This window comes from Massilia sp. X63 (genome assembly GCF_041023745.1).
Lineage (GTDB): Bacteria > Pseudomonadota > Gammaproteobacteria > Burkholderiales > Burkholderiaceae_D > Telluria.
In genome coordinates this window covers 20,849-42,813 of sequence record NZ_JBFTEF010000008.1, presented here as the reverse complement: position 1 = coordinate 42,813, position 21,965 = coordinate 20,849, and the positions used below count along the sequence as shown (strand labels likewise).

18 protein-coding genes are annotated in these 21,965 nt (G+C 66.4%); 12 read left to right on the top strand and 6 right to left on the bottom strand.

The window, feature by feature from the left end; all coding sequences use genetic code 11:
- Positions 1-202 precede the first annotated feature (202 nt).
- The 5 genes from prpB to AB3347_RS16575 all read left to right on the top strand — a co-directional run bounded on the left by prpB (position 203) and on the right by AB3347_RS16575 (position 9,020).
- Entirely contained in the window at positions 203-1,093 is an 891-nt protein-coding gene (gene prpB / locus AB3347_RS16595; RefSeq protein ID WP_369092899.1) for a methylisocitrate lyase, read from the top strand.
- Positions 1,094-1,121: 28 nt separating this feature from the next.
- The gene (gene prpC / locus AB3347_RS16590) at positions 1,122-2,282 is read left to right on the top strand and encodes a 2-methylcitrate synthase (RefSeq protein WP_369092898.1); all 1,161 of its coding nucleotides are present in this window, start codon (positions 1,122-1,124) and stop codon (positions 2,280-2,282) included.
- 10 nt (positions 2,283-2,292) lie between these two features.
- The gene (acnD, locus tag AB3347_RS16585; protein WP_369092897.1) at positions 2,293-4,899 is read left to right on the top strand and encodes a Fe/S-dependent 2-methylisocitrate dehydratase AcnD; all 2,607 of its coding nucleotides are present in this window, start codon (positions 2,293-2,295) and stop codon (positions 4,897-4,899) included.
- 108 nt (positions 4,900-5,007) lie between these two features.
- Complete coding sequence (gene prpF, locus AB3347_RS16580) at positions 5,008-6,222, top strand: 2-methylaconitate cis-trans isomerase PrpF (protein ID WP_369092896.1); 1,215 nt, start codon at positions 5,008-5,010, stop codon at positions 6,220-6,222.
- A gap of 140 nt (positions 6,223-6,362) precedes the next feature.
- The gene (locus AB3347_RS16575) at positions 6,363-9,020 is read left to right on the top strand and encodes an EAL domain-containing protein (protein ID WP_369092895.1); all 2,658 of its coding nucleotides are present in this window, start codon (positions 6,363-6,365) and stop codon (positions 9,018-9,020) included.
- A gap of 42 nt (positions 9,021-9,062) precedes the next feature.
- Here the strand turns inward: AB3347_RS16575 and xth are convergent, their stop codons facing one another.
- Positions 9,063-9,830 carry an exodeoxyribonuclease III gene (gene xth / locus AB3347_RS16570; protein WP_369092894.1) on the bottom strand — a complete coding sequence of 256 codons (768 nt, stop codon included), beginning with the start codon at positions 9,828-9,830 and terminating at the stop codon, positions 9,063-9,065.
- Positions 9,831-10,319: 489 nt separating this feature from the next.
- On the opposite strand from xth, the gene AB3347_RS16565 reads away from it, so the two are divergent.
- Genes AB3347_RS16565 through AB3347_RS16555 form a run of 3 tightly spaced genes read left to right on the top strand, consistent with a single transcriptional unit; the run spans position 10,320 to position 11,434 of the window.
- The gene (locus tag AB3347_RS16565; protein WP_369092893.1) at positions 10,320-10,670 is read left to right on the top strand and encodes a hypothetical protein; all 351 of its coding nucleotides are present in this window, start codon (positions 10,320-10,322) and stop codon (positions 10,668-10,670) included.
- Entirely contained in the window at positions 10,671-10,907 is a 237-nt protein-coding gene (locus AB3347_RS16560; protein WP_369092892.1) for a DUF1653 domain-containing protein, read from the top strand.
- Between the two features lie 44 nt (positions 10,908-10,951).
- Positions 10,952-11,434 carry a hypothetical protein gene (locus AB3347_RS16555; protein WP_369092891.1) on the top strand — a complete coding sequence of 161 codons (483 nt, stop codon included), beginning with the start codon at positions 10,952-10,954 and terminating at the stop codon, positions 11,432-11,434.
- A gap of 111 nt (positions 11,435-11,545) precedes the next feature.
- Here AB3347_RS16555 and AB3347_RS16550 read toward each other — a convergent pair whose 3' ends face one another.
- Positions 11,546-13,048 (bottom strand): leucyl aminopeptidase, encoded by a 1,503-nt coding sequence (locus tag AB3347_RS16550; RefSeq protein WP_369092890.1) that lies wholly within the window; start codon positions 13,046-13,048, stop codon positions 11,546-11,548.
- Between the two features lie 90 nt (positions 13,049-13,138).
- Here AB3347_RS16550 and lptF point away from each other — a divergent pair, with 90 nt between their 5' ends.
- The 4 genes from lptF (at position 13,139) to AB3347_RS16530 (ending at position 18,189) form a co-directional block, all read left to right on the top strand.
- The gene (gene lptF / locus AB3347_RS16545; RefSeq protein WP_369092889.1) at positions 13,139-14,305 is read left to right on the top strand and encodes an LPS export ABC transporter permease LptF; all 1,167 of its coding nucleotides are present in this window, start codon (positions 13,139-13,141) and stop codon (positions 14,303-14,305) included.
- Positions 14,302-15,486 carry an LPS export ABC transporter permease LptG gene (gene lptG / locus AB3347_RS16540; protein ID WP_369092888.1) on the top strand — a complete coding sequence of 395 codons (1,185 nt, stop codon included), beginning with the start codon at positions 14,302-14,304 and terminating at the stop codon, positions 15,484-15,486. Before lptF ends, lptG begins: the two co-directional genes overlap by 4 nt.
- Positions 15,483-15,866, top strand: coding sequence for a sirohydrochlorin chelatase (locus AB3347_RS16535; RefSeq protein WP_369093044.1), 384 nt, complete (start codon positions 15,483-15,485; stop codon positions 15,864-15,866). The genes lptG and AB3347_RS16535 overlap by 4 nt, the downstream gene beginning before the upstream one ends.
- A 196-nt stretch (positions 15,867-16,062) precedes the next feature.
- On the top strand, positions 16,063-18,189 hold the full coding sequence (locus AB3347_RS16530; protein ID WP_369092887.1) for a DUF4214 domain-containing protein: 2,127 nt from the start codon (positions 16,063-16,065) through the stop codon (positions 18,187-18,189).
- A 15-nt stretch (positions 18,190-18,204) separates the two neighbouring features.
- On the opposite strand, the gene cobA is transcribed toward AB3347_RS16530, so the two are convergent.
- The 4 genes from cobA to AB3347_RS16510 are packed head-to-tail and all read right to left on the bottom strand — an operon-like array spanning position 18,205 to position 21,957.
- Entirely contained in the window at positions 18,205-18,921 is a 717-nt protein-coding gene (gene cobA / locus AB3347_RS16525; protein WP_369092886.1) for a uroporphyrinogen-III C-methyltransferase, read from the bottom strand.
- Between the two features lie 12 nt (positions 18,922-18,933).
- Positions 18,934-20,265: a sulfate adenylyltransferase subunit 1 gene (locus AB3347_RS16520; RefSeq protein WP_369092885.1), complete on the bottom strand. Its 1,332-nt coding sequence runs from the start codon at positions 20,263-20,265 to the stop codon at positions 18,934-18,936.
- Positions 20,265-21,215, bottom strand: a complete 951-nt coding sequence (gene cysD, locus AB3347_RS16515; RefSeq protein ID WP_369092884.1) for a sulfate adenylyltransferase subunit CysD — start codon at positions 21,213-21,215, stop codon at positions 20,265-20,267. The genes AB3347_RS16520 and cysD overlap by 1 nt, the downstream gene beginning before the upstream one ends.
- A gap of 25 nt (positions 21,216-21,240) precedes the next feature.
- Positions 21,241-21,957, bottom strand: coding sequence for a phosphoadenylyl-sulfate reductase (locus AB3347_RS16510; RefSeq protein WP_369092883.1), 717 nt, complete (start codon positions 21,955-21,957; stop codon positions 21,241-21,243).
- Between the last annotated feature and the right edge of the window lie 8 nt (positions 21,958-21,965).

The window sequence follows — 21,965 nt, the reverse complement described above, 5'->3', positions numbered from 1 at the left end:
GGGTTTTTTATTGGTATCATGTTCCATTTGTGTTTCATGTTTCAGGATGTTGAAACACATGAGTCGTCGAAATCGCTCGCCGCTCGCCGTATGCGCGCGCAAGTCCTTGAAATTGCGGCAAAAGGCGCGGAACAGGGAACTGGCACGCCCCTTGCATAGGATTACCCCGTATCCGACCAACGCATCATTCGAAAGGTAAAGCATGAGCCACTACTCCGCCGGCGCCGCATTCCGCCAGGCCGTCCAGGAAGAATCCCCGCTGCAGGTCATCGGCGCCATCAATGCCAACCACGCGCTGCTGGCCAAGCGCGCCGGCTACCGTGCGATCTACCTGTCGGGCGGCGGCGTGGCCGCCGGTTCGCTGGGCCTGCCGGACCTGGGCATCTCGAGCCTGGAAGACGTGCTGATCGACGTGCGCCGCATCACCGACGTGTGCGACCTGCCGCTGCTGGTCGACATCGACACCGGCTTCGGCGCGTCCGCCTTCAACGTCGCACGCACCGTGCGCTCGCTGGAAAAGGCCGGCGCCGCCGCCTGCCACATCGAAGACCAGGTCGGCGCCAAGCGCTGCGGCCACCGTCCGGGCAAGGAGATCGTCAGCAAGGACGAAATGGTGGACCGCGTCAAGGCCGCCGCCGACGCCCGCACCGACGAGCAGTTCGTGATCATGGCGCGCACCGACGCGCTGGCCGTGGAAGGGCTGGATGCCGCCATCGAGCGCGCGGTTGCCTGCGTGGAAGCCGGCGCCGACATGATCTTCCCGGAAGCGATGACCAGCCTGGAGATGTATAAACAGTTCGCCGACGCCGTCAAGGTGCCGGTGCTGGCCAACATTACCGAGTTCGGCTCGACCCCGCTGTTCACGCTCGACGAACTGCGCAGCGCCAACGTCGCCATCGCCCTGTACCCGCTGTCGGCCTTCCGCGCCATGAACAAGGCGGCCGAGAACGTCTACAACGCGATCCGCCGCGACGGCACCCAGAAGAACGTGCTCGACACGATGCAGACCCGCGCCGAACTGTACGACCGCATCGACTACCACAGCTACGAGCAGAAGCTCGACGCGCTGTTCGCACAGAAGAAGACCAAGTAAGCCATTCGAGAACACAGGAGAACCACGCATGAGCACCCAGAACAACGACACCCCAACGTTCAAGCCGAAGAAATCGGTGGCCCTGTCCGGCGTCGCCGCCGGCAATACCGCGCTGTGCTCGGTCGGCAAGTCGGGCAACGACTTGCACTACCGCGGCTACGACATCCTCGACGTCGCCACGTCCTGCGAGTTCGAGGAAATCGCCTACCTGCTGGTGCACGGCAAGCTGCCGACCCAGGCAGAACTGAAGGGCTACAAGGCCAAGCTGAAAATGCTGCGCGGCCTGCCGCAGGCCGTCAAGAGCGCCCTCGAAGCGCTGCCGGCCGGCGCCCACCCGATGGACGTGATGCGCACCGGCGTCTCGACCCTCGGCTGCGTGCTGCCGGAGAAGGACGACCACAACATCGCCGGCGCGCGCGACATCGCCGACCGCCTGATGGCCTCGTTCGGCTCGATGCTGCTGTACTGGTACCACTTCAGCCACAACGGCAAGCGCATCGAGGTCGAGACCGACGACGATTCGATCGGCGGCCACTTCCTGCACCTGCTGCATGGCGAAAAGCCGCGCGAGTCCTGGGTGCGCGCGATGCACACCTCGCTGATCCTGTACGCCGAGCACGAGTTCAACGCCTCGACCTTCACCAGCCGCGTGATCGCCGGCACCGGTTCCGACATCCACTCGGCCATCACCGGCGCGATCGGCGCGCTGCGCGGTCCGAAGCACGGCGGCGCCAACGAAGTGGCGCTGGACATCCAGAAGCGCTACGAGAACGCCGACGAAGCCGAAGCCGACATCCGCAACCGCGTGGCCAACAAGGAAGTCGTGATCGGCTTCGGCCACCCGGTCTACACCATCAGCGATCCGCGCAACGTGGTCATCAAGGAAGTGGCGCGCGCCCTGTCGCAGGAAGCCGGTTCGATGAAGATGTTCGACATCGCCGAGCGCCTCGAGTCGGTGATGTGGGAAGTCAAGAAGATGTTCCCGAACCTGGACTGGTTCTCGGCCGTGTCCTACCACATGATGGGCGTGCCGACCGCCATGTTCACCCCGCTGTTCGTCATCTCGCGCACCTCGGGCTGGGCCGCGCACATCATCGAACAGCGCATCGACAACAAGATCATCCGCCCGAGCGCGAACTACGTCGGTCCCGAAGACCTGCAGTTCGTGCCGATCGCAGATCGGAAGTAATCAAGCAATCATGAATACCAATCACCGCAAACCCCTCCCGGGCACCTCGCTGGACTACTTCGACACGCGCGCCGCGGTCGAGGCCATCCAGCCCGGCGCCTACGACACGCTGCCCTACACCTCGCGCGTGCTGGCCGAGAACCTGGTCCGCCGCTGCGACCCGGCCAGCATGACCGACGCGCTCAGGCAGATCATCGAGCGCAAGCGCGAACTCGACTTCCCGTGGTTCCCGGCGCGCGTGGTCTGCCACGACATCCTGGGCCAGACCGCGCTGGTCGACCTGGCCGGCCTGCGCGACGCCATCGCGCTGCAGGGCGGCGACCCGGCCCTGGTCAACCCGGTGGTCCCGACCCAGCTGGTGGTGGACCACTCGCTGGCCGTCGAGTGCGGCGGTTTCGACCCGGACGCCTTCGCCAAGAACCGCGCCATCGAGGATCGCCGCAACGAAGACCGCTTCCACTTCATCGAGTGGACCAAGAAGGCCTTCCAGAACGTCGACGTGATCCCGCCGGGTAACGGCATCCTGCACCAGATCAACCTGGAACGCATGTCGCCGGTGATCCAGCAAGAGCAGGGCGTGGCCTATCCGGACACCCTGGTCGGCACCGACTCGCACACCCCGATGGTCGACGCCCTGGGCGTGATCGCGATCGGCGTGGGCGGCCTGGAAGCCGAAAGCGTCATGCTGGGCCGCGCCTCGTACATGCGCCTGCCGGACATCGTCGGCGTCGAGCTGACGGGCAAGCCGCAGCCCGGCATCACCGCCACCGACATCGTGCTGGCGCTGACCGAGTTCCTGCGCAAGTCGAAAGTGGTCTCGGCCTACCTCGAGTTCTACGGCGAAGGCGCCTCGGCACTGACGCTGGGCGACCGCGCGACGATTTCCAACATGGCCCCGGAATTCGGCGCCACCGCCGCGATGTTCTACATCGACGAGCAGACCATCAAGTACCTGCGCCTGACCGGCCGCGAGGAAGAGACCGTGCAGCTGGTCGAAGCCTACGCGAAGGAAGCCGGCCTGTGGGCCGACAGCCTGAAGTCCGCCCAGTACGAGCGCGTGCTGAGCTTCGACCTGTCGAGCGTGGTGCGCAACATCGCCGGGCCGTCGAACCCGCACAAGCGCGTGCCGACTTCCGAACTGCTTGAACGCGGCATCGCCGGCAAGGTGGAAAACGAACCGGGCCTGATGCCGGACGGCGCCGTGATCATCGCGGCGATCACCAGCTGCACCAACACCAACAACCCGCGCAACATGATCGCGGCCGGCCTGATCGCCCGTAACGCCAACCGCGCCGGCTTGACCCGCAAGCCCTGGGTCAAGAGCTCGCTCGCGCCGGGCTCCAAGGCCGTCGCCCTCTACCTGGAAGAAGCCGGCCTGATGCCGGAGCTGGAAAAGCTGGGCTTCGGCGTGGTGGCCTTTGCCTGCACCACCTGCAACGGCATGAGCGGCGCGCTCGATCCGAGCATCCAGCAGGAGATCATCGAGCGCGACCTGTACGCGACCGCCGTCCTGTCGGGCAACCGCAACTTCGACGGCCGCATCCACCCCTACGCCAAGCAGGCCTTCCTGGCCTCGCCGGCGCTGGTGGTGGCCTATGCGATCGCCGGTACCATCCGCTTCGACATCGAGAAGGACGTGCTGGGCACGGACGCTTCCGGCGCGCCCATCCGCCTGGCCGACCTGTGGCCGAGCGACGAAGAAATCGACGCCGTGGTGGCAAGCAGCGTCAAGCCGGAGCAGTTCCGCAAGGTCTACACGCCGATGTTCGCGCGCGTGGCCGACGATGGCGAGAAGGTCAGCCCGCTGTACGACTGGCGTCCGCAGAGCACCTACATCCGCCGTCCGCCCTACTGGGAAGGCGCGCTGGCCGGCGAGCGCACCCTGGCGGGCATGCGGCCGCTGGCGGTCCTGGGCGACAACATCACCACCGACCACCTGTCGCCGTCCAACGCGATCCTGCTCGATTCGGCCGCCGGCGAATACCTGGCCAAGATGGGCCTGCCGGAAGAAGACTTCAACTCCTACGCGACCCACCGCGGCGACCACCTGACCGCGCAGCGCGCCACCTTCGCCAACCCGACCCTGAAGAACGAGATGGTGCGTGATCAGGCCGGCGCAGTCAAAGCTGGATCTTTGGCGCGCATCGAGCCGGACGGCCAGGTCACCCGCATGTGGGAAGCCATCGAGACCTACATGGAGCGCAAGCAGCCGCTGATCGTGATCGCCGGCGCCGACTACGGCCAGGGCTCCTCGCGCGACTGGGCGGCCAAGGGCGTGCGCCTGGCGGGCGTGGAAGCCATCGTGGCCGAAGGCTTCGAGCGCATCCACCGCACCAACCTGGTCGGCATGGGCGTGCTGCCGCTCGAATTCAAGCCGGGCGTGAACCGCCTGACGCTCGGCATCGACGGCACCGAGACTTTCGACGTGATCGGCGAGCGCACCCCGCGCACCGACTTGACCCTGGTGATCCACCGCAAGAACGGCGAGCGCGTGGACGTGCCGGTGACCTGCCGCCTCGACACCGCCGAGGAAGTGGCGATCTACGAGGCGGGCGGAGTGCTGCAGCGCTTCGCGCAGGATTTCCTCGAGTCGTCGGCTCCCAAGGCCGCCGCGTAATCGCGAACGTGATTTGAACGCCCACGCTACGAATATCGATCACCGTAGGGTGGGCGGGTCTCCCGCCCACGCGTTCAATCATCATTTGAACATCCGTCAAGGATTTCTATGCCACATACTCCCCAAATCAAAATCCCCGCCACCTACATGCGTGGCGGCACCAGCAAAGGCGTCTTCTTCCGCCTGCAAGACCTGCCCGCGGCCGCCCAGGTCCCCGGCGCGGCGCGCGACGCGCTCCTGCTGCGCGTGATCGGCAGCCCGGACCCCTATGGCAAGCAGATCGACGGCATGGGCGGCGCCACCTCGAGCACCAGCAAGGCCGTGATCGTCGACCGCAGCAGCCGCCCGGACCACGACGTCGACTACCTGTTCGGCCAGGTCTCGATCGACAAGCCTTTCGTGGACTGGAGCGGCAATTGCGGCAACCTGTCCTCGGCGGTCGGGTCGTTTGCGATCGCGAGCGGCCTGGTCGACCGCGAACGCGTGCCGCAGGACGGCATGGCTACCGTACGCATCTGGCAAGCCAACATCGGCAAGACCATCATCGCCCACGTCCCGGTGGCCGACGGCGCGGTGCAGGAGACCGGCGACTTCGAACTCGACGGCGTGACCTTCCCGGCGGCCGAAGTGCAGCTCGAATTCCTCGACCCGGCGGCCGAGGAAGAGGGCGCCGGCGCGGGTGCGGCAAGTTCGATGTTCCCGACCGGGAACCTGGTCGACGAACTGGAAGTCCCGGGCGTCGGCCTGCTGAAGGCCACCATGATCAACGCCGGCATCCCGACCATCTTCGTGAACGCGGAGGCGATCGGCTACGACGGCACCGAGCTGCAGGAGGCCATCAACGGCGACCCGCGCGCGCTTGCCATGTTCGAGACCATCCGCGCCCACGGCGCGCTGCGCATGGGCCTGATCTCCAGCATCGAGGAGGCGGCCAAGCGCCAGCACACGCCGAAGGTGGCCTTCGTGGCCAGGCCGGCCAGCTATGTCGCTTCCAGCGGCAAGCAGGTCAAGGCCGCCGACGTCGACCTCCTGGTGCGCGCGCTGTCGATGGGCAAGCTGCACCACGCGATGATGGGCACGGCGGCGGTGGCGATCGGTACCGCCGCCGCCATCCCGGGCACCCTGGTCAACCTCGCGGCCGGCGGCGACGGCGGGGAAGGCAAGCGCAGCGCGGTGCGCTTCGGCCACCCGTCGGGCACCCTGCGGGTCGGCGCCGAGGCGGTGCAGGTGAACGGCGAGTGGAGCGTGGCCAAGGCGATCATGAGCCGCAGCGCCCGGGTGCTGATGGAAGGCTGGGTCCGCGTCCCGGGCGATTGTTTCTAAGAAACTGCTGTCCCATGCGGCATTTTGATGGGCCGTAACAACACGGCCCATTTTTCATGCTTCTTAGTTTTGGAACATCATCGGTTTGTGGTTTATGATTTCTAAAAGGCAAGTTAGCCGAGGGACAATCAATAACCACCATGGACCGACACTCCGCCGAGTTTCCGCTCGCAGCCGGCATCGCCCTTGCGGAACTGCCTCCGCCGGCCGACGGCGATCTTGAACACGAGATGCTGCGCGTCGCCCTGCGCGAGCAGCGCGCCATCCTGGAGAATGCGCCGGTCGGCATCGTATTCACGCTGCCGGGGCAGTTCAAGTCCTGCAATCCGCGCATCTGCGAGATGCTGGACTATTCCTATGCCGAGCTGAGCCGCCTGCATCCGGCCCAGGTGTTCGGCTCGCCGGCGGACTACCAGGCGCTGACCGCCGAAGCCTATCCGGTGCTGGCCGCCGGCGGCCTGTACGAGAAGGGCGAGCATCCGTTCCGCCGGCGCGACGGGTCGGTCATCTGGGCGCGCCTGCGCGGCCGCGCGGTCGACCCGAGCGCGCGCGAAGCGGGCACCATCTGGATCGTCGAGGACGTGACGGAAACGCGCCAGACCATGATCGAGGTCCAGGCCATCATGACCAATGCCACGGTCGGCATCATGTTCTCCCGCAACCGCGTGATCCAGCGCTACAACCCGGCGTTCGCGGCCATGTTCGGCTGGCGCGACGGCGAAGCGCTGGGGCGTTCCACCCGTATCCTGTACCCGGACGACGACAGTTTCGTCGAGGGCGGCGCGCGCTCCTATTCGAAGCTGGCGCGCGGCCTGCCTTACCGCGTCGAACTGGAACTGGTGCGCAAGGACGGCGAGCCGATCTGGGTGCAGGTCAACGGCTACCTGTTCAATCCGGACGATCCGGACCTCGGCACCGTGTGGATGTACGAGGACCGCACCCGCGAGAAGCAGGACGAAGTCCAGCTGCGCAACGCGCTGATGGAAAACCGCGCGATCCTCGACAACGCGGTGCTCGGCATCGCGGTGGTGGAGAACGGCGCCACCGTCCACTGCAACAGCAAGATGGAAGAGCTGTTCGGCAGTCCGGCCGGCGGCATGGACGGCGCCCGGGTGCGCGCCCTGTACCCGGACGACGCCACCTGGCGCATGGCGCGCCAGGACACCGCGCGCAGCTTCAGGGCAGGGCAGGTGCACTCGGCCGAGTACCGGATGGTCCGGCGCGACGGCACGCTGTTCTGGGCGCGCCTGTCGGGACGCCTGTTCGACCTGGCGGAGCAGGGCGGACGCAGCGTCTGGCTGCTGGACGACGTCACCGCCCAGCGCGAGGCGGCCGACGCGGTCCGGCGCGCGCGCGACGAACTCGAGATCCGCGTGGCCGAGCGCACCGCCGAGCTGGCCGGCGCCAACCGGCTGCTGCAGGAAGAGATCGTCGAGCGCCGCCAGGCCGAGGCGCGCGTGCACCACATGGCCTACCACGACAGCCTGACCGGGCTGCCGAACCGCGCGCTGCTGGCCGACCGGCTCGACTGCGCGCTGCGCACGGCGCACCGCAACGCCAGGGACGCGCGCGACGGCAAAGGGCGGCTGGCGGTGATGTTCCTCGACCTCGACCGCTTCAAGACCATCAACGATTCGCTCGGCCACGCCACCGGCGACCACCTGCTGCGCGAGGTGGCGAAGCGCCTGTGCGCGGCGGTGCGTGACAGCGACACCGTGGCGCGCCTGGGCGGCGACGAGTTCGTGGTGCTGCTGCCCGACGTCGACGGCGCCCCCGAGTGCGCGCTGGTGGGCGACAAGATCATCGACGCGCTGGCCACGCCCTTTCCCTTCGAGGGCCACAGCCTGCACATCTCGCCCTCGATCGGCATCTGCCTGTGCCCGGACGACGGCAAGGACGTCGAGACCCTGATGCGCCACGCCGACGCGGCGATGTACCACGCCAAGGCGGCCGGGCGCAACAACTACCAGTTCTTCGACCAGCGCATGAACCAGGCGGCGGCGCGCCGCTTCGAGCTGGAATCGCACCTGCGCGGGGCGCTGCTGCGCGAGGAATTCGAACTGCACTACCAGCCGATCATCGATACCGCCACCCGCCGCCTGCACGCGCTCGAGGTGCTGCTGCGCTGGCGCCGCGGCACCGGCGGCACGGGCGGCGAGACCGTGCTGGTGGGCCCGGACGAATTCATCCCGATCCTGGAAGAAAACGGGATGATCGTGCCGGTGGGCGAGTGGGTGATCCGCAGCGCCTGCGAGCAGAGCATGGCCTGGCAGCGCCAGGGCTTGAGCGCGGTGCCGCTGGCGATCAACCTGTCGGCGCGCCAGTTCATGCACGACGGCCTGGTGAACTCGATCCGCCGCATCGTCGGCGCGACCGGCATCGATCCGTCGCTGGTGGAATTCGAACTTACCGAGACCGCGCTGATGCAGCACGGCGGCCAGACCCTCGAGATCCTGCGCCAGATCAACGACATGGGCATGCGCCTGTCGATCGACGACTTCGGCACCGGCTATTCGAGCCTGGCCTACCTGAAGCGCTTCCCGGTGCGCAAGATCAAGATCGACCGCGCCTTCGTGCGCGAGCTCGAAGCCAGCGCCGAAGACCGCGCCATCGTGGCGGCCGTGATGGCGCTGGCGAACAGCCTGGGATTGTCGGTGGTGGCCGAAGGCGTCGAGACCGAAGGGCAGTACGCGCTGCTGGGCGGCTACGGCTGCCAGTTCGCGCAGGGTTACCTGTTCGCGCGGCCGCTGCCGGCCGGGGAGGCGGCGCGGCTGCTGGCGGGTGCGGTACTGAAATGATGAAGCAGCAGGGTGGTCGGCAAGCCGACCACCCTGCAACGATCAGTCCGCGAGCGTCGCCACCACCGGCGCGTGGTCCGACGGCTGTTCCCACTTGCGGGTCTCGCGGTCGATGTGGCAGGCCGTGCAGCGCCTGGCCAGCGCCTCGCTCAGCAGGATGTGGTCGATGCGCAGCCCGCGGTTGCGGCGGAAGGCCATCTGGCGGTAGTCCCACCAGCTGTACTGTTTTTCCGGCTGTTCGAACAGGCGGAAGGCATCCCGCAGCCCCAGGTCCATCAGGGCCTGCATCTGCGCGCGTTCCGGCGGCGTGAAGTGGATGTGGTTCTCCCATTCGGCCGGGTCGTGCACGTCGCGTTCTTCCGGCGCGATGTTGTAGTCGCCCAGCAGGGCCAGTTGCGGATGCGCGCCCATCTCGGCCGCGATCCAGTCGCGCAGCGCATCCAGCCAGGCCATCTTGTAGGCGAACTTGTCGCTGCCGATCTCCTGCCCGTTCGGCATGTAGGCGCACACGATGCGCATGCCGGCGATGGTCGCCGCCAGGATGCGCTGCTGCTCGTCCGCGAAGCGCGGGTTGTTCTTCTGGACGTCCTCGATCGGGTGCTTCGACAGGATCGCCACGCCGTTATAGGTCTTCTGGCCGCTGAAGGCCACCCGGTAGCCGACGGCCTCGATCTCGGCCAGCGGGAATTTGTCGTCGGTGAGCTTGGTCTCCTGCAGACACAGGACGTCGACCGGATTGGCTTCCAGCCAGGTGAGCAGGTGCTGGAGGCGGACTTTCAGCGAGTTGACGTTCCAGGTGGCGATTTTCATGCGAGCAAAGAGCGAGATGGGGCAAAGGCGGCATGATAACCGTTTTGCCAACAGCGGGGCGAGATTGGCATGGAGGCGCGTTTCGGCATTCGGCTTGAATAAACTGTATTGATGTGACAGTTGTATTTATGCTGAACGCACAGCAATTATTGTTAAAGACCCTACAACATTGTGTAGGGCATAATTGGATATGCTAGAATAAATTAATAGAATAATAAATAAACACGGGGTTTTATGCGGAGCACGCTGTAAAAAGCTTCGCAAAAGCATTAAACTAAGGTCTGCACATGTAACACTGTTTCCGTGCGGGAACAAAGTAATTGCGCTGAAGCAACTAACCTTGTACTATTTACAGAGTGAGAAACCAGTTCGGTCGCCTGATGCTTGCCCAATCGTGCAGGCATGTGGGGGCGGTGCAAAATGGTACTATTCGGAATCTTGTGTTTTCGATAGCAAATGAACCCGAACGCTGATTTACAAAGGAATGAAATGCGCACTGCATTCGAAGCGTGGGCCCAACGCGAAGGCCATATCGTACGCCGCCGCGAGGACAAGCCCGAGGAATACCTCGTCTACGAAACCCAGCGCCGCTGGGTCATCTGGCAGGCGGCCCTGACGCACGGCGCCAAGGCCGCGGCCGAGGCGCCGTCGAAGTTCGCCAAGGAAGCCGAGCAGAAGCCTGCGGTGACGCAGGACGAGGCTGCGGTGCGCAACCGTGTGCTCAACGAAGTGCTCGACGCTTTCAGCGAGCTGGACGAAGCGGCCGGCATGGAAGGCGTGCTGAAGGTCATCCAGGGCCTGAAGAAAAAGCAGAACGCCCTGGCCGACAGCAAGGCCTGAGTGCCCGCCAGCAAGCGCTACCGCCACTACAAGGGCGGCATCTACGAGCTGGTCTGCGAAGCCGTCCTGGAAGCGGACCGCACGCCCGTGATGGTCTATCGCGGCGAGGACGGCGCCGTCTGGGTGCGTCCGCGGGCCGCGTTCTTCGAGACCGTCAGCGTCGGCGGCGCGGCCGTGCCGCGCTTTGCCGCCATCCCCGAATCGTCCGCCGCGCCAGCCGCGCAGGGCGATCAGTAAGCGCCACCCTTCAGCATTTGCCCCTGCCTGCCGTTAATGGCAGCATGAAGCTTAGCCTGATGGGTCCCATGCCGCGCCTTTCCCCCTATCTGTCCGCCGTGCTGGCGGCCGTTCCGCTCGTGCTGGGCGGCTGCGCCACCGTGTCCGATTCTCCTCAGCAGCAGCTCGAACTGCATGCCGTGCTCGACTACAAGGAAGTCGGCGGGGTGGGCTGCATCCTGAGCAATGACATGGGGCGCTGGTTTGTGGTCGCGCCGGGCCGGGTGACGGTCACGCGCAGCACCCGGCCCCTGCAGGTGAGCTGTAAAAAGGACGGGACGGGCATGGCCCGGGAAAGCTATGGCGCGCGTGCGGACCTTGCCGGTTTGATGGGCAATGTGGTCATCAGCGCCGGCATCGGGCACCTGGTCGACCGCTATACGGGGGCGGGTTTTTCGTACCCGGCCAACCTGACGGTGCTGATGGAGCCGGTGCAGCCGCGCGAAGAACTGGCGGCGGCGCAGCGGGTGGAATCCGCGGTGTTTTGAACGCGCTCGAAACAACAACAGCCCCGCAAGCGGGGCTGTTTTTATTCGTGAAATAATATTTCACTACAGCGCCGGGACGAAAGAATATTTCACCCGGCGCGTCGGCAACGATTACACGCGGTTCATCAGGAAGGTGGTCAGCAGCGGCACCGGACGGCCGGTGGCGCCCTTGTTCGCACCCGACTTCCAGGCGGTGCCGGCGATGTCCAGGTGGGCCCAGGTGTACTTGCGGGTGAAGTTCTCCAGGAAGCAGGCCGCGGTGATCGAGGCTGCGCCCGGGGTGCCGATGTTGGCCAGGTCGGCGAAGTTCGACTTCAGCTGCTCGTTGTAGTTCTCGCCCAGCGGGAAGCGCCATGCCACGTCGCCGGCCTGCTTGCCGGCGTCCAGCAGTTCCTGCGCCAGGCCGTCGTGCGCGTCGTCGTGGCGGGTGAACAGGCCGCTGGTGTGGTGGCCCAGGGCCACGATGCAGGCGCCGGTGAGCGTGGCGATATCCACCACGGCGGCCGGCTTGAAGCGCTCGGCGTAGGTGAGGGCGTCGCACAGGATCAGGCGGCCTTCGGCGTCGGTGTTCAGGATTTCGATGGTCAGGCCGTTCATCGAGGTCACGATGTCGCCCGGCTTGCTGGCGCGGCCCGACGGCATGTTTTCGCAGGCCGCCACGATGCCGATCACGTTCAGCTTCAGGCCCATCTCGCCGATGGCGCGGAAGGTGCCCAGCACCGAGCCGGCGCCGCACATGTCGTACTTCATCTCGTCCATGCCGGGACCGGCCTTGATCGAGATGCCGCCGGTATCGAAGGTGATGCCCTTGCCGACCAGGACCACCGGCGCATCTTTCTTGTTGCCGCCCATGTGCTTCAGGACGATGAACTTCGGCGCTTCGTCGCTGCCCTTGGCCACCGACAGGAAGCTGCCCATCTTCAGGGCTTCGAGCTGCTTGCGCTCCAGGACTTCGATGTCGAAGCCGAACTGGTCGGCCAGCTGGCGCGCGGTATTCGCGAGGTAGGTCGGGGTGCAGACGTTCGGCGACAGGTTGCCCAGTTCCTTGGTCAGCGCCATGCCGTTCGAGATCGCGACCGCCTGGGCCAGGGTGCCCTTGAGCTGGGTGGCGGCATTCGCGGCATCGGCGGCGATGACGATCTTGCGCACGCCGCTTGCTGCCGGATCCTTCTTGCTCTTTTGGGTATCAGTCCTGTGTTCGGTCTCATTGGCCGCGATCACCAGTGCACGCAGCGCCCAGTTGATGTCGCGGTCTTTCACATCTGCCAGCGGGAATGCGATAATGGCATCTGCCGCGCCGAGGGTGCCGAACACTTTCAGGGCTGCGCCGACCGCGCTGGTGTAGCTCTTTTCGCTCACTGCCTCGTCGGTGCCCATGCCCACCAGCAGCACGCGCGCTGCGGCGACACCGGTCACGCCGCGCAGCAGCAGGGTCGAACCGGCCTTGCCGCTGATGTCGCCGGACTTGAGCGCTGCGGTGATGTCGCCGTTGACGTCCAGCGCCTTGGCAGCCTGCGACAGTTTCTTGTTTTCGAACACGGCAACGGCAACCACGCCGGCTTTCGCAGCGGCCAGGGTGTTCTTGGTGTCGAATGCTTTTATGCTAAAGTCCATTTTTGGTTCTCCGGTTTGTTTTTCGCGGCGCCACGGTATTGCTGATCGATATACCGTTGTGCCTAACCTGCAATTATAGCTACTTATTGAATGATCTTTCGACGCGCCCTGCAACGTGAATTGGCCAGTTCGGCCGGCGCCACCTTTACGGTGCTGTTCACGATCCTGGTCACCTGGACCCTGATTACCGTCCTGGGCAAGGCCGCCGGGGGCAAGGTCGACTCGGGCGACGCGCTCGCCCTGATCGGTTTTGCAATCCTGAATTATCTGCCAACCATCCTGACCCTCACCACCTTTATTTCGGTGCTGGCCGCGGTCACGCGCAGCTACCGCGATTCCGAGATGGTGGTCTGGTTCGCCTCCGGCATGTCGCTGCGGCGCTGGATCGCCCCGGTGCTCACCTTCGGCCTGCCGATCGTGGCGCTGGTCGCCGCGCTGTCGCTGGTGGTGGCCCCGTGGGCCGCGCTCAAGCGCGTCGAGTTCGTCGAGCGCTTCCAGAAGCGCGAAGACCTCAAGCGCGTGGCCCCCGGCCAGTTCCGCGAATCGTCCTCGGCCGACCGCGTGTTCTTCGTCGAACGCTCCACCACCGGCGCTACCGTGGTGCAGAACGTGTTCGTCAATTCGCAGGACAAGAACGGCACCTCGATCGTGGTCGCCAAGGAAGGCGTGATCGAAACCGACGCCAAGGGCGGCCAGTACCTGGTGCTCAGCAACGGACGGCGCTACCAGGGCACGCCGGGGCAAGCCGACTTCCAGTCGATGGAATTCGAGCGCTACAAGATGCGGGTCGCGACCCGCAGCCCGGTGCTCGGCACCGACACGCCCAGCAACGCGCTGCCCACCTCGGTCCTGCTGCAGGTCGAGAACCAGTACACGCGCGCCGAACTGCTCGACCGGATCTCGGCGCCGATCATCTGCCTGGTGCTGATGCTGCTGGCGATCCCGCTCGGCTTCGTCAACCCGCGCGCCGGCAGTTCGGCCAACATGATCCTGGCGCTGCTGATCTTCTTCACCTACCTGAACCTGAACAAACTGATGGAAAACAGCGTCAAGCGCGCCAAGCTCGATTTCGACGTCGCCTGGTGGCCGCTGCACCTGGCGGCCGCGCTGGTGGTCGCCGGCCTGTTCGCCTGGCGCCTGAACGTCAACCACCGCTGGCACCCGCTGGCGCTGATCGGCGCCTGGAAGCGGCGCAAGAACACACTGCAGGCGCACGGCAAGGCCGATGCGCTGCCGGCCAGGGCGGAGGCGGAATGACGGTCCTGCAACGCTACTTCGCGGTCAGCATCGCGCAGGCGGTCAGCTTCGTGCTGGTCGCCTTCCTCGCCCTGATCTCCTTCATGGACCTGACCAGCGAGCTGCCGGCGGTCGGCAAGGGCGGCTACGAATTCCAGCATGCCCTCATCTACGTGCTGCTGCTGGTGCCCGGCAACGTGTACCAGGTGATGCCGGTGGCGGCGCTGATCGGCACCATCTACACCATGGCGCAGTTCGCATCCACCTCCGAATTCACCATCATGCGCGCATCGATGATGTCGACCCGCATGGCCGGCTGGATGCTGTTCAAGGTCGGCGTCGTGTTCGTCCTGATCACCTTCGTGTTCGGCGAACTGATCACCCCGCGCACCGCCCCGCTGGCCGAGCGCGTGCGCCTGGCCGCCAAGGGCTCGACCCTGTCGGCCGAGTTCCGCTCGGGGATGTGGACCAAGGACAGCATCCACACCGAGGGCGTCAAGGGCCCGGTGGTGGGCACGCGCTTCTTCAACGTGCGCCAGATCGGCGCCGACGGCCAGCTGGTCGACGTGCGCCTGTACGAGTTCGACGCCAACATGCGCATGCGCGCCCTGATCACCGCCGCCGGCGCCACCTACCGCGGCAACAATACCTGGCGCCTTACCGGCGTCAGCGAAACCATGTTCTCGAACAGCCGCACGCTGCCCGCGCCGGGCAGCCCGGTGCCGCAGGGGCAGTCGATTGCCGCCACCTTCGGCCAGGACACCTCGGCGGTCGCCACCCGCAAGCTGGAGACGCTCGACCTGGCGTCGGAAATCACGCCCAAGATCCTGTCGGTGTCGCGTTCCGACCCCGAGCGCATGTCGGCCAACGAGCTGGCGGTCTACACCCGCCACCTGGCGGAAAACCGCCAGGAGACCGAGCGCTTCAAGGTGGCGTTCTGGAAGAAGATCATCGATCCGCTGTCGATCATGGTCCTGATGGCGCTGGCCTTGCCCTTTGCCTACCTGCATACCCGCAGTGGCGGCGTCAGCCTGAAGATCTTCGTGGGCATTATGATCGGCGTGAGCTTCCTGCTGCTGAATGCCCTGTTCTCGCACCTGGGTGTGCTGACCGCGCTGCCGGCCTTCATGACGGCGGCCGCGCCCAGCCTGCTGTTCCTGCTGCTGGCGATCGGCGCCCTGTGGTGGGTGGAGAGACACTGATGAAACGCGCACTCGTCCTGTTTGCCCACGGCGCCCGCGCGCAGAGCTGGGCCGCTCCCTTCGAACGTCTGCGGGATCAGGTAAAAGCGCAGACGCAGGCGCATGAACCCGAGCTGCCCGTCACGCTGGCCTTCCTCGAGCTGATGGAGCCGCGCCTGCCGGCCGCGATCGACGCGCTGGTGCGCGAGGGCGTCGACGACATCACGGTGGTGCCGGTCTTCCTGGGGCAGGGCGGCCACCTCCTGCGCGACCTGCCGCAACTGGCGGACGGCATCCGCGCCGCCCATCCCGGCCTGCGCCTGCAGCTTGCCGGCGCCATCGGCGAAGATCCCGGCGTGCAGGCGGCCATGACCGATTACTGCATCCGCTCGCTCGGGTAGGCGTCCGTTGCCTGCCCGTCCAGTGTTTTGCTGGCGAAGCGTTAACACCCTTGGCAAAGCAGGCAATATTACGTTGGTTTCGCGCCATATTGCCGCATGGAATTTAATTTCCGTCTTTAACTAGGTATTTCTGTAGGGCATTATTGCTGCTGTCTCGTTCCGCGTCCGCCGCGGCCACCCACCAGCAAGCTGCCCCATGAGCACCGATACCACTGATTACGCGCCCGTCGGCATCGTCGATGACCGCGATGTCCTGTTCACGACCCTCCGCAACGGCGACGTCGCCGCGACCCTGATCCCGATCGACTGGGGACTGCCCAGCGGCGGGCGCTGGGTCATCGATGCCCAGTCGGTGCCGGGCCTGTTCTCGATTTCATACAATCCCGCCACCGACACCACGGCGCGCCTGGTGGTCGCCAACGCGGCCCTGTTGCCGGCCGCCGGGTCGGCCCTGAGCGTCACCGCGCATTATTACGACCGCTACCAGCTCGACGGCAACGGTAATCCGCTGCCGGGCTATGGGGTCGCCGAAACCCTGGTCTACACCGTCGAAGCGGGCAGCTCGCGCGACCTGGACGGATTCGGCAGCGAACTGGTGTTGGGCGCGGGGGCGGCATCCGCCAATCCCGGCATGGCGACCCTGTCGAGCGGCGCCTTCATGACGGTCTGGCAGGCGGCAGGCGGCAGCATCGTGGGGCAGGTGAGCACCGCCGGTGGGGCCGCGCAGGGCGCGGTATTCGCCATCAGTTCGACCGCCGACGCCGCCACCGAAGGGGCGCCGGCGCTGGCGGCGCTGGCCGGCGGACGCTCGGTGGTGGCCTACACCAGCAGCGACGCCACAGGCACCCGCATCGCCTACCGCATCGTCGACGCCAAGGGCACGCCGGGCGCCGAAGTGGTCGTCGGCGCCGCCGGCGCGGACACTGCGATGCCGGACGTGGTGGCCCTGCGCGACGGCTCCTTCGCCCTGGCCTGGCGCAGCGGCGGCCAGGTGCATGTGCGTACTGCCGACGCCAACGGCAACCCGACCGGCGCCGAGCAGGTCTACGGCGTGCTGGGAAGCGCTTTCAGTCCGAGCATCGCCGCCACCGACACCGGCTACGTGCTCGCCTGGGGCGAACTCGGCGACGGCAACGTCTACGCCGCCCGCAACGGCGAGGCGGCCATCCTGGTGAGCGGGGATGGCCTGGCCGCCAGCCGCGCCACGGCGGCGCCGCAGCCATCCATCGCCGTGCTGGCCGGGGGCGGCTTCGTGGTGACTTGGGACAGCTACGCCAACTCGCCCTGGGGCTTTGCGAGCAGCGACATTTTCTTCCAGCGCTACGACGCTGCCGGCAACCGGATCGGCGGCATGACGCAGGCGAACCTCGATGGCGGCGGCGGTCGTTTCGAATCGACCGCGATCGCCCTGGCCGACGGCGGCTTTCTGGTCGCATGGCAGAGCGACAGCGGCGACTTCGATCACAGCGGCGTGTTCGGCCGGCGCTTCGGCGCGGACGGCGCCGCCCTCGACGCGCGCGAGTTCGGGATCAATGAAATGCGGCAGGGCGACCAGGCCAACCCGGTGCTCACCGCCCTGGCCGATGGCGGATTCGCCGCCGCCTGGATCGACACCCAGGACGACGGGACGGTGCAGGTCGAGGCGCGCGTGCTGCCCGGCAGCACGGGCACCGGCACGAGCGCCGGCAGCGGTTCCGCGACCGCCCCCAACGTGAACGGGTCCAATGGCGCCGACCTGTTCAAGGCGGCGGCGGGCAGCCAGAAGATCGACGGCCTCAGCGGTATCGATACGATCGAATACGGCAGCAGCAAGGGCACGTTCGAGATCACGCGCACGGCGGCCGGCGTGACCGTCGCCGACCGCGTTGGCAGCGCCGGCATCGATACGCTGGTCAACGTCGAGCGCCTGAAGTTCGCCGACGTGTCGGTGGCGCTGGACGTCGACGGCGTCGCCGGCCAGGCCTACCGCCTGTACACGGCCGCCTTCAACCGCGCCCCGGACAAGGCCGGCGTCGGCTACTGGATCAAGATGATGGATGCCGGCGTGACGCTGGAGCAGGTGGCGGCCGGCTTCACCGGCAGCGCCGAGTTCAAGGACCTGTACGGCGCCAATGCGAGCGACGCGCAGTTCGTCGAACTCCTGTATAACAACGTGCTGCACCGGAGCGCCGAAGGCGGCGGGCGCGATTACTGGATCAAGGCACTGGGCGAGCTGCACACCCCGCGCGAGCAGGTACTGGCTTACTTCAGCGAGAGCGCCGAGAACCAGTCCCAGGTGATCGGGGTGATCCAGGACGGGATCGAGTTCACGCCCTGGGGGTGATACCTGCGGCGGCGGTCACGGTTGGTGTTCGCGCTTGGCGAGCGCCTCGCCCAGCATGACCAATACTGGCCCATGCCCCGGTTCCAGCCCGCGCGCCAGGTCCGCCAGCGTCAGCCGCAGGATGCGCTCGTCCGCCCGGCTGCAGTTTTCCACGACAACGACAGGCAGCTCCGACCGCCGTCCTTGCGCCAGCAGGCGCTCGGCGGTGGCCGCAGCTTCGCGTCCACCCATGTACTGGACCAGGGTATCGGTTTCGGGCAAGGCCGGGTGATCCGGCTGGTCGGGGGCGGTGCTCGAGGTGAAGAAGGCGACGCTGCGCGCCACGCCGCGCTTGGTCAATGGTTGCTTGGTCGCCGCGGCGGCAGCCACCGCGGTGGTGATGCCGGGGACGACCTCGACCTCGATGCCGGCCGCCTCCAGCGCGCGCAATTCCTCGTCGGCGCGCCCGAACAGCATCGGGTCGCCGCCCTTCAGGCGCACGATGCGCCTGAACTTACCGGCGCAGTCGACCAGTTGCTGGTTGATGTGCTGTTGCGCCGTGGAGCGCTGGCCCGAGCGCTTGCCGACCGAGATCAGCTCGGCCTGGCGGCACAGGTCCAGCATCTCGGGCGTGACCAGGGCGTCGTAGAGCACGACGTCGGCCTGCGCCAGCAAGCGCGCGCCGCGTACGGTGATGAGATCGGCGGCACCCGGTCCGGCTCCTACCAGATAGACTTTGCCCAGTGCCCCCATGGAACCCCTTCGTTATTGATCCAGTCGGATCATACCTGCCGCCACGGTCTGGTGGGTGACTTCGTCGATCAGGATGAAGGCGCCCGTTGCGCGGTTGTCGCAATAGGCATCGGCCGCCAGCGGCTGCTGCACGCTCAGCTGTACGGTGGCGATGTCGTTCAGCTTCAAGCCCTCGGCCGAAGGGGAGCCAACCGAGCGCTGCTGGGTGTTGACGTCGAGGATGCTGTCGACCTGCTTGACCTTGGCCGCGGTCTGGCGGGTGCCGTGCTTGATCCAGTACTTGCGGCGCATGTCGAGCGCTTCGTCCGACATCCAGCACAGGTCCGCCACCACCTGCTTGAGCTGGGTGGCCGGCTGGTCGGCATTGGCCAGCAGGTCGCCGCGCGAGATGTCCAGGTATTCGTTCAGCAACAGGGTGACCGACTGCCCGGCCACCGCAGTGGCAAGCGGGCCGTCGAAGGTGAGGATCTCCTTGACGGTGGCCTGCTGGCCCGAAGGCTGTACCACCAGCCTGTCGCCGACCGAGACCTGGCCCGACTCGATCCGGCCCATGTAGCCGCGGAAGTCGTTCGCTTCGTGGCCGTTGTGGCGCGCCACCAGCTGCACCGGGAAGCGGAAGGGGGCGGCGTGCGCCTCGTCGTATACCGACAGGCCTTCGAGCAGCTCGATCAGGGTCGGGCCGGTGTACCAGGACATGTTCTTCGATTCCGTCACCACGTTGTCGCCGGCGAGGGCCGACAGCGGGATCGCGGTCACGTCCTTCAGCCCCAGCGAGTCGGCGAAGCTGCGGTAGGCGGCCACGATGCGATCATAGACCGCCTGGTCGTAGTTCACCAGGTCCATCTTGTTGACCGCGACGATCACGTGCTCGATCTGCAGCAGCTTGGCGATGGTCGAATGGCGCTTGGTTTGCGTGAGCAGCGCGACCGAGCCATCGTCGCCCAGTTTCACCTTCGAGACGTCGACCAGGATGATCACGGCGTCGGCGGTCGAGGCGCCGGTGACCATGTTGCGGGTGTACTGCTCGTGGCCCGGGGTGTCGGCGATGATGAACTTGCGCTTCGGGGTGGCGAAGTAGCGGTAGGCCACGTCGATGGTGATGCCTTGTTCGCGCTCGGCTTCCAGGCCGTCGGTCAGCAGCGACAGGTCGATGGTGTCGCCCACGGTGCGCTTGTGCTTGGAGCGCGAGACGGCGGCCAGCTGGTCGGCGAAGATGCCCTTGCTGTCGTACAGCAGGCGGCCGATCAGGGTGCTCTTGCCGTCGTCGACGGAACCCGCGGTGATAAAGCGCAGCAGGCCGCTTTGGTGGAGCTTATCGGCGAAGTTGTCAATGCGGGCGTTCATCAGAAATATCCTTGCTTCTTGCGTTTTTCCATCGAGGCTTCGGAGGTCTGGTCGTCCATCCGGGTGGCGCCGCGTTCGGTCACTTCGGTGACGGCCGTCTCGGCGATGATCTGCTCGACCGTGGCGGCGCTGGAGGCCACCGGGCAGGTGCACGAGATGTCGCCCACGGTGCGGAAGCGCACGGTGCGGGTCTCGACCTGTTCGCCTTCGCGGGCCGGCGTCAGCGGCGTGAGCGGCACCAACAGGCCGTTACGCGGGATCACCTGGCGCTCGTGCGCGAAGTAGATCGGGGGCAGGGCCAGCTTTTCGCGGGCGATGTACTGCCACACGTCCAGCTCGGTCCAGTTCGAGATCGGGAACACGCGCATGTTCTCGCCCGGGTGGACGCGGGTGTTATACAGGTCCCACAGTTCCGGGCGCTGGGCCTTCGGGTCCCACTGGCCGAACTCGTCGCGGAAGGAGAAGATGCGCTCCTTGGCGCGCGCCTTTTCTTCGTCGCGGCGCGCCCCGCCGATGCAGGCATCGAAGCCGTGTTCGGCGATGGTTTCCAGCAGGGTCACGGCCTGGGCCGCGTTGCGCGAATCGGTGGCGGGGTTGCGCAGGCGCACGGTGCCGCGCTTGATCGAGTCCTCCACCGAACCGACGATCAGGCGCTCGCCCAGTTCCGCCACGCGGGCATCGCGGAAGGCGATCACTTCGTCGAAGTTGTGGCCGGTGTCGATGTGCACCAGTGGGAAGGGAAATTTGCCCGGGCGGAAGGCCTTTTCGGCCAGGCGCAGCAGGACAACCGAATCCTTGCCGCCCGAGAACAGCAGGGCAGGCTTGCTGCACTCGGCCGCCACTTCGCGCAGGATGTGGATGGCCTCGGATTCGAGGGCGTCGAGGTGGCGCGCGTTGACATCACCGAGCACGTCGGTGAGCGAGGCGGGGTTGTCGAATACTGTCGTCATGTTGTTTTGCCTTTGGGTGAACGGCTCAGGCCGCCACGGATTTGATGCGAATGAGTTTGCCGTCGACCACGTGCAGGCCGCATTCCTTCGATTCGGGGTTCTCCCACCACCAGCGGCCGGCGCGCAGGTCCTCGCCCGGCTGGATCGCGCGGGTGCAGGGCTCGCAGCCGATCGACGGGTAGCCGCGGTCGTGCAGGGCGTTGTAAGGGACCTGGTTGGCGCGCAGGTAGTCCCAGACGTCTTGCTCCGACCAGTCGGCCAGCGGGTTGAACTTCTGCATGCCGTGCGCGGCATCGTCTTCCTGCACCGCGAGTTCGGTGCGCGTCGTCGATTGCGCGCGGCGCTGGCCGGTGACCCAGGCCTGCTTGCCGGCAAGCGCACGGCCGAGCGGCTCGACCTTGCGCACGCGGCAGCATTCCTTGCGCATCTCGACGCTGTCGTAGAAGGCGTTCAGGCCGTTTTGCGCCACGTAGGCCTGCACCGCTTCCGGCTGCGGCTTGAACAGCGCGATCTCGTGACCATAGGTCGCGCGCACGCGCTCCAGCATGTCGAGGGTTTCGGCATGCAGGCGGCCGGTCTCGAGCGAGAAGATCCCGATCGGCAGCCCGGCCTTCAGAATCAGGTCGGTCAGGACCATGTCCTCGGCCGCCAGGCTGGATGCGAACACGGCCGGCGAAAAATCGCGGGCGATGCGCGCCAGGATGGCTTGCGTTTCCTCGACGCGGCGATGGAGGTCGCTCATGTTCGCTT